Below are 7,534 nucleotides of genomic sequence, written 5' to 3'. Positions count from 1 at the left end.
CCGCCGTCAGCGTCGTCTTGCCGTGGTCCACGTGACCGATCGTGCCGATGTTGCAGTGCGGCTTCGTGCGTTCGAACTTTTCCTTGGCCATTCTCTTCTCTCCGTCCCCTGAGAGGGGGCGTTCCTTCGGGTTTCAGGGGATCCGGCGGGCCCGGGCGGCCCGCCGGTTACGCTTGGGTTCAGGCGCTGTACTTCTTGATCACTTCGTCGGCGACGTGCTGCGGCACCGGGTCGTAGTGGTCGTACTGCATGGTGAAGGCGGCGCGGCCCTGGGACATGCCGCGCAGGGTGTTGACGTAGCCGAACATGTTGGCGAGCGGCACGAAGGCGTTCACCACCGTGGCGTTGCCGCGCATGTCCTGGCCCTGGATCATGCCGCGACGACCGTTCAGGTCGCCGATGACCGAGCCCAGGTATTCCTCCGGCGTCACCACCTCGACGGCCATGATCGGCTCGAGCAGCTTCGGCCCGCCCTTCTCGCGCAGCTCCTTGAAGGCGGCGCGCGAGGCGATCTCGAAGGCCAGCACCGAGGAGTCGCCGTCGTGGAAGGCGCCGTCCACCAGGGTGGCCTTGAAGTCGATCAGCGGGAAGCCGGCCAGCAGGCCGTTTTCCTTGGCCGAAGTCAGGCCCTTCTCGACGCCCGGGATGTACTCCTTGGGCACCGCGCCGCCGACGATGGCGCTCTCGAACACGAAGCCCGAGCCCGGCTCGCCCGGCTCGAACACCAGCTTGACGCGGGCGAACTGGCCGGTGCCGCCGGTCTGCTTCTTGTGGGTGTAGTCGATCTCGGCCTTGCGGCTGATCGATTCCCGGTAGGCCACCTGCGGCGCGCCGATGTTGGCCTCGACCTTGTAGGTGCGCTTCAGGATGTCGATCTTGATGTCGAGGTGCAGCTCGCCCATCCCCTTGAGGATGGTCTGGCCCGACTCGTGGTCGGTCGAGACGGTGAAGGACGGGTCCTCCGAGGCCAGCTTGGCCAGGGCGACGCCCAGCTTCTCCTGGTCAGCCTTGGACTTGGGCTCGACGACGATCTCGATCACCGGGGCCGGGAACTCCATGCGCTCCAGGATCACCGGCGACTTGATCGGGTCGCACAGGGTGTCGCCGGTGCGGGTGTCCTTCAGCCCGGCCAGGGCGACGATGTCGCCGGCGTAGGCTTCCTTGATGTCCTCGCGGTTGTTCGAGTGCATCAGCAGCATGCGGCCGACGCGCTCCTTCTTGTCGCGGGTCGAGTTCAGCAGCGACTGGCCGGTCTCCATCTTGCCCGAGTACAGGCGGCAGAAGGTCAGCGAGCCGACGAACGGGTCGTCCATGATCTTGAACGCCAGCACCGACAGGGGCTCGTCGTCCGACGCCTTGCGGGTGACGGGCTCCTCGGTCTTGAAGTCGATGCCCGGGGTCGGCGGGATGTCGACCGGCGACGGCAGGTAGTCGACGACGGCGTCGAGCAGGGTCTGCACGCCCTTGTTCTTGAACGCCGAGCCGCACAGGATCGGGTAGAAGGCGCCGGTCAGCACCGCCTTGCGGAGGCACTTCTTCAGGGTCTCTTCCGACGGCTCCTGGCCCTCGAGGTAGGCCTCCATGGCCTCGTCGTCGAGCTCGACCGCATTGTCGATCAGGTACTGGCGGGCCTCGTTGGCCTTGTCGACCAGGTCGGCCGGGATGTCCTCGTCATGGTAGGAGGCGCCGAGACCGTCGTTGTCCCAGACCACCGCCTTCATGCGGACCAGGTCGACCAGACCGGTCAGGTTGGACTCGGCCCCGATCGGGAACTGGATCGGCACCGCCTTGGCGCCGAGGCGGTCGCGGATCGACTCCACCGACTTGTCGAAGTCGGCGCCGATCTTGTCCATCTTGTTGACGAAGACGATGCGCGGCACGCGGTACTTGTCGGCCTGGCGCCAGACGGTTTCGGTCTGCGGCTCCACGCCGGCGTTGCCGTCCAGCACGGTCACGGCGCCGTCCAGCACGCGCAGCGAGCGCTCGACCTCGATGGTGAAGTCCACGTGGCCGGGGGTGTCGATGATGTTCAGCCGCTTGCCCTGCCAGAAGGCGGTCGTCGCGGCCGACGTGATGGTGATGCCGCGTTCCTGCTCCTGGTCCATCCAGTCCATGGTGGCGGCGCCGTCGTGGACTTCGCCGATCTTGTGGGACTTGCCCGTGTAATACAGGATCCGCTCGGTCGTGGTCGTCTTGCCCGCGTCGATGTGGGCCATGATGCCGAAGTTGCGGTAGTCTTCGATTTTATGCGTGCGGGGCATGGGAGCGTGCCTTGCGGTCAATGCGGCGCCGCGTCGGGCGCCTCGGGATGTCGGATAAGCGAGCGCGGGCGATTTAGCTCAAACCGCCCGCGCCGGATAGTCGGTAGATAGGGGCCCCGGGGGGTCCCTTTAAGGCGTTACCAGCGGTAGTGGCTGAAGGCGCGGTTGGCCTCGGCCATCTTGTGGGTGTCCTCGCGCTTCTTCACCGCGGTGCCGCGGTTGTTGGAGGCGTCCAGCAGCTCGGCCGCCAGCTTCTCGGTCATGGTGTTTTCGCCGCGGTTGCGGGCGGCGTTGACCAGCCAGCGGATGGCCAGGGCGCGACGGCGGTCCGGGCGGACCTCGACCGGCACCTGGTAGGTGGCGCCGCCGACGCGACGCGACCGGACCTCGACCGCCGGGGCGACGTTGTCGAGCGCGGCGTGGAAGGTCTCGACCGGGGTCTGATCCTTCTTCTTCTCGCCGAGGATGTCGAAGGCGCCGTAGACGATGTTCTCGGCCACGGCCTTCTTGCCCTCGTACATGACGTAATTCATGAACTTGGTGACGATCAGGTCGCCGAACTTCGGATCCGGCAGGACTTCGCGCTTCTGGGCGCGGTGACGACGCGACATGGGGTGTTACCTTCTCTGGATCTTCGTGGGCGCTGCGGCTTACTTCGGACGCTTGGCGCCGTAGTGCGAACGGCGCTGCTTGCGGTCCTTGACGCCCTGGGTGTCGAGCACGCCGCGCAGGATGTGGTAGCGGACGCCCGGAAGGTCCTTCACGCGGCCGCCGCGGATCAGCACCACCGAGTGCTCCTGCAGGTTGTGGCCCTCGCCGGGGATGTAGCACACGGCCTCGATGCCGGTGGTCAGACGCACCTTGGCGACCTTACGCAGCGCCGAGTTCGGCTTCTTCGGGGTCGTGGTGTAGACGCGGGTGCAGACGCCGCGGCGCTGCGGGCAGCCCTTCAGGGCCGGGACCTTGTTGCGGGCCGGCTTGGGGGCGCGCGGCTTGCGGATCAGCTGGTTGATCGTGGGCATCGGATACTCGTTCTCTTCGATCGATGGGGGCGTGTGCCTTTCGGCCGGAGCGCCCCGGTGGCCTTCTTTTCGGACGGCGACGTCGCCGCCCCGGGTGAGGTTCCGAGCCGGTCCCGCGACAAAAGACAAAAGCCGGAACGCGCGCTAAGGACGTTCCGGCGGGCGCAGCCCGTGTCTTCGGTTGTCACGATCGCGGAGGCGCCCGGAGGCGCCCTCTCGAAAGTGCGCGGCTTCTACGCCCCGGGGCGGCGAAGGTCAAGGGCGCAGGGCCGCCCCATTGCCGCCACGCTCGCCCCCTCACCTCGCCGGCGGACAGGGAGGACGCATGCGGGGGCCGGCAGGGATCCAGGCGACAGGCGGGCGGCGCTGGCGGACGCCGGCGCTGGTGGCCGGGTCGCTGGCGGTCCATCTGCTCGTCCTCGGCCTGCTGGGCCTGCGCGCGGTGCGCCTCGACCTGCCGCCCGCCGAGCGCATCATCCAGCTGCAGCTGGATGATGCGCTCGGCGGGCGGCAGGTCGAGGCGCACCGCGCGCAGGCCCAGCAGGCCGAGGACGAGCAGATGGACCGCCAGCGACCCGGCCACCAGCGCCGGCGTCCGCCAGCGCCGCCCGCCTGTCGCCTGGATCCCTGCCGGCCCCCGCATGCGTCCTCCCTGTCCGCCGGCGAGGTGAGGGGGCGAGCGTGGCGGCAATGGGGCGGCCCTGCGCCCTTGACCTTCGCCGCCCCGGGGCGTAGAAGCCGCGCACTTTCGAGAGGGCGCCTCCGGGCGCCTCCGCGATCGTGACAACCGAAGACACGGGCTGCGCCCGCCGGAACGTCCTTAGCGCGCGTTCCGGCTTTTGTCTTTTGTCGCGGGACCGGCTCGGAACCTCACCCGGGGCGGCGACGTCGCCGTCCGAAAAGAAGGCCACCGGGGCGCTCCGGCCGAAAGGCACACGCCCCCATCGATCGAAGAGAACGAGTATCCGATGCCCACGATCAACCAGCTGATCCGCAAGCCGCGCGCCCCCAAGCCGGCCCGCAACAAGGTCCCGGCCCTGAAGGGCTGCCCGCAGCGCCGCGGCGTCTGCACCCGCGTCTACACCACGACCCCGAAGAAGCCGAACTCGGCGCTGCGTAAGGTCGCCAAGGTGCGTCTGACCACCGGCATCGAGGCCGTGTGCTACATCCCCGGCGAGGGCCACAACCTGCAGGAGCACTCGGTGGTGCTGATCCGCGGCGGCCGCGTGAAGGACCTTCCGGGCGTCCGCTACCACATCCTGCGCGGCGTGCTCGACACCCAGGGCGTCAAGGACCGCAAGCAGCGCCGTTCGCACTACGGCGCCAAGCGTCCGAAGTAAGCCGCAGCGCCCACGAAGATCCAGAGAAGGTAACACCCCATGTCGCGTCGTCACCGCGCCCAGAAGCGCGAAGTCCTGCCGGATCCGAAGTTCGGCGACCTGATCGTCACCAAGTTCATGAATTACGTCATGTACGAGGGCAAGAAGGCCGTGGCCGAGAACATCGTCTACGGCGCCTTCGACATCCTCGGCGAGAAGAAGAAGGATCAGACCCCGGTCGAGACCTTCCACGCCGCGCTCGACAACGTCGCCCCGGCGGGCGAGGTCCGGTCGCGTCGCGTCGGCGGCGCCACCTACCAGGTGCCGGTCGAGGTCCGCCCGGACCGCCGTCGCGCCCTGGCCATCCGCTGGCTGGTCAACGCCGCCCGCAACCGCGGCGAAAACACCATGACCGAGAAGCTGGCGGCCGAGCTGCTGGACGCCTCCAACAACCGCGGCACCGCGGTGAAGAAGCGCGAGGACACCCACAAGATGGCCGAGGCCAACCGCGCCTTCAGCCACTACCGCTGGTAACGCCTTAAAGGGACCCCCCGGGGCCCCTATCTACCGACTATCCGGCGCGGGCGGTTTGAGCTAAATCGCCCGCGCTCGCTTATCCGACATCCCGAGGCGCCCGACGCGGCGCCGCATTGACCGCAAGGCACGCTCCCATGCCCCGCACGCATAAAATCGAAGACTACCGCAACTTCGGCATCATGGCCCACATCGACGCGGGCAAGACGACCACGACCGAGCGGATCCTCTATTACACCAGCAAGTCGCACAAGATCGGCGAGGTCCACGACGGCGCCGCGACCATGGACTGGATGGACCAGGAGCAGGAGCGCGGCATCACCATCACCTCGGCCGCCACGACCGCCTTCTGGCAGGGCAAGCGGCTGAACATCATCGACACCCCCGGCCACGTGGACTTCACCATCGAGGTCGAGCGCTCGCTGCGCGTGCTGGACGGCGCCGTGACCGTGCTGGACGGCAACGCCGGCGTGGAGCCGCAGACCGAAACCGTCTGGCGCCAGGCCGACAAGTACCGCGTGCCGCGCATCGTCTTCGTCAACAAGATGGACAAGATCGGCGCCGACTTCGACAAGTCGGTGGAGTCGATCCGCGACCGCCTCGGCGCCAAGGCGGTGCCGATCCAGTTCCCGATCGGGGCCGAGTCCAACCTGACCGGTCTGGTCGACCTGGTCCGCATGAAGGCGGTGGTCTGGGACAACGACGGTCTCGGCGCCTCCTACCATGACGAGGACATCCCGGCCGACCTGGTCGACAAGGCCAACGAGGCCCGCCAGTACCTGATCGACAATGCGGTCGAGCTCGACGACGAGGCCATGGAGGCCTACCTCGAGGGCCAGGAGCCGTCGGAAGAGACCCTGAAGAAGTGCCTCCGCAAGGCGGTGCTGACCGGCGCCTTCTACCCGATCCTGTGCGGCTCGGCGTTCAAGAACAAGGGCGTGCAGACCCTGCTCGACGCCGTCGTCGACTACCTGCCGTCGCCGGTCGACATCCCGCCGACCCCGGGCATCGACTTCAAGACCGAGGAGCCCGTCACCCGCAAGGCGTCGGACGACGAGCCCCTGTCGGTGCTGGCGTTCAAGATCATGGACGACCCGTTCGTCGGCTCGCTGACCTTCTGCCGCCTGTACTCGGGCAAGATGGAGACCGGCCAGTCGCTGCTGAACTCGACCCGCGACAAGAAGGAGCGCGTCGGCCGCATGCTGCTGATGCACTCGAACAACCGCGAGGACATCAAGGAAGCCTACGCCGGCGACATCGTCGCCCTGGCCGGGCTGAAGGACACCCGCACCGGCGACACCCTGTGCGACCCGATCAAGTCGCCGGTGATCCTGGAGCGCATGGAGTTCCCGGCCCCGGTGATCGAGATCGCCGTCGAGCCCAAGTCCAAGGCTGACCAGGAGAAGCTGGGCGTCGCCCTGGCCAAGCTGGCCTCGGAGGACCCGTCCTTCACCGTCTCGACCGACCACGAGTCGGGCCAGACCATCCTCAAGGGGATGGGCGAGCTGCACCTCGACATCAAGATCGACATCCTGAAGCGCACCTACAAGGTCGAGGCCAACATCGGCGCGCCGCAGGTGGCCTACCGGGAATCGATCAGCCGCAAGGCCGAGATCGACTACACCCACAAGAAGCAGACCGGCGGCACCGGCCAGTTCGCCCGCGTCAAGCTGGTGTTCGAGCCGGGCGAGCCGGGCTCGGGCTTCGTGTTCGAGAGCGCCATCGTCGGCGGCGCGGTGCCCAAGGAGTACATCCCGGGCGTCGAGAAGGGCCTGACTTCGGCCAAGGAAAACGGCCTGCTGGCCGGCTTCCCGCTGATCGACTTCAAGGCCACCCTGGTGGACGGCGCCTTCCACGACGTCGACTCCTCGGTGCTGGCCTTCGAGATCGCCTCGCGCGCCGCCTTCAAGGAGCTGCGCGAGAAGGGCGGGCCGAAGCTGCTCGAGCCGATCATGGCCGTCGAGGTGGTGACGCCGGAGGAATACCTGGGCTCGGTCATCGGCGACCTGAACGGTCGTCGCGGCATGATCCAGGGCCAGGACATGCGCGGCAACGCCACGGTGGTGAACGCCTTCGTGCCGCTCGCCAACATGTTCGGCTACGTCAACACCCTGCGCGGCATGTCCCAGGGCCGCGCCGCCTTCACCATGCAGTACGACCACTACGACCCGGTGCCGCAGCACGTCGCCGACGAAGTGATCAAGAAGTACAGCGCCTGAACCCAAGCGTAACCGGCGGGCCGCCCGGGCCCGCCGGATCCCCTGAAACCCGAAGGAACGCCCCCTCTCAGGGGACGGAGAGAAGAGAATGGCCAAGGAAAAGTTCGAACGCACGAAGCCGCACTGCAACATCGGCACGATCGGTCACGTGGACCACGGCAAGACGACGCTGACGGCGG

The 7,534-nt window shown here is 67.7% G+C and carries 9 protein-coding genes; 4 read left to right on the top strand and 5 right to left on the bottom strand.

The window, feature by feature from the left end; genetic code table 11:
* The 5 genes from H2038_RS14745 to H2038_RS14725 form a co-directional block, all read right to left on the bottom strand.
* Nucleotides 1–91: GTP-binding protein (locus tag H2038_RS14745; RefSeq protein WP_292114729.1), on the bottom strand; the 91-nt coding region annotated here is incomplete at its 3' end.
* An 88-nt stretch (nt 92–179) separates the two neighbouring features.
* Nucleotides 180–2,261 carry an elongation factor G gene (gene fusA, locus H2038_RS14740; protein WP_292114882.1) on the bottom strand — a complete coding sequence of 694 codons (2,082 nt, stop codon included), beginning with the start codon at nt 2,259–2,261 and terminating at the stop codon, nt 180–182.
* Nucleotides 2,262–2,398: 137 nt separating this feature from the next.
* Nucleotides 2,399–2,872 carry a 30S ribosomal protein S7 gene (rpsG, locus tag H2038_RS14735; protein WP_292114879.1) on the bottom strand — a complete coding sequence of 158 codons (474 nt, stop codon included), beginning with the start codon at nt 2,870–2,872 and terminating at the stop codon, nt 2,399–2,401.
* 39 nt (nt 2,873–2,911) lie between these two features.
* Entirely contained in the window at nt 2,912–3,283 is a 372-nt protein-coding gene (gene rpsL / locus H2038_RS14730) for a 30S ribosomal protein S12 (protein ID WP_292114874.1), read from the bottom strand.
* Between the two features lie 184 nt (nt 3,284–3,467).
* Nucleotides 3,468–3,926: a hypothetical protein gene (locus H2038_RS14725; protein WP_292114877.1), complete on the bottom strand. Its 459-nt coding sequence runs from the start codon at nt 3,924–3,926 to the stop codon at nt 3,468–3,470.
* A 325-nt stretch (nt 3,927–4,251) separates the two neighbouring features.
* Between H2038_RS14725 and rpsL (H2038_RS14720) the strand changes: the two genes are divergently transcribed.
* The 4 genes from rpsL (H2038_RS14720) to H2038_RS14705 all read left to right on the top strand — a co-directional run.
* Nucleotides 4,252–4,623 carry a 30S ribosomal protein S12 gene (gene rpsL / locus H2038_RS14720; RefSeq protein ID WP_292114874.1) on the top strand — a complete coding sequence of 124 codons (372 nt, stop codon included), beginning with the start codon at nt 4,252–4,254 and terminating at the stop codon, nt 4,621–4,623.
* 39 nt (nt 4,624–4,662) lie between these two features.
* Entirely contained in the window at nt 4,663–5,136 is a 474-nt protein-coding gene (gene rpsG / locus H2038_RS14715; RefSeq protein WP_292114873.1) for a 30S ribosomal protein S7, read from the top strand.
* 137 nt (nt 5,137–5,273) lie between these two features.
* Nucleotides 5,274–7,355: an elongation factor G gene (gene fusA, locus H2038_RS14710; RefSeq protein WP_292114870.1), complete on the top strand. Its 2,082-nt coding sequence runs from the start codon at nt 5,274–5,276 to the stop codon at nt 7,353–7,355.
* Nucleotides 7,356–7,443: 88 nt separating this feature from the next.
* A partial coding sequence (locus H2038_RS14705; RefSeq protein WP_292114729.1) for a GTP-binding protein occupies nt 7,444–7,534 on the top strand: 91 nt, incomplete at its 3' end.

It is taken from the genome of Brevundimonas sp. (assembly GCF_013912005.1).
In the GTDB taxonomy this organism is placed as follows: Bacteria; Pseudomonadota; Alphaproteobacteria; order Caulobacterales; family Caulobacteraceae; genus Brevundimonas.
Note: the sequence above shows the minus strand (reverse complement) of the source record. Positions and strands in the feature narration are given on the sequence as shown.

Bases quoted from the DNA above. Each gene is read 5' to 3' on its own strand.
- fusA (WP_292114870.1), top strand. From the start codon at position 5,274: ATGCCCCGCACGCATAAAATCGAAGACTACCGCAACTTCGGCATCATG.
- H2038_RS14725 (WP_292114877.1), bottom strand. From the start codon at position 3,926: ATGCGGGGGCCGGCAGGGATCCAGGCGACAGGCGGGCGGCGCTGGCGG.
- rpsG (WP_292114879.1), bottom strand. From the start codon at position 2,872: ATGTCGCGTCGTCACCGCGCCCAGAAGCGCGAAGTCCTGCCGGATCCG.
- rpsL (WP_292114874.1), bottom strand. From the start codon at position 3,283: ATGCCCACGATCAACCAGCTGATCCGCAAGCCGCGCGCCCCCAAGCCG.
- fusA (WP_292114882.1), bottom strand. From the start codon at position 2,261: ATGCCCCGCACGCATAAAATCGAAGACTACCGCAACTTCGGCATCATG.
- rpsG (WP_292114873.1), top strand. From the start codon at position 4,663: ATGTCGCGTCGTCACCGCGCCCAGAAGCGCGAAGTCCTGCCGGATCCG.
- rpsL (WP_292114874.1), top strand. From the start codon at position 4,252: ATGCCCACGATCAACCAGCTGATCCGCAAGCCGCGCGCCCCCAAGCCG.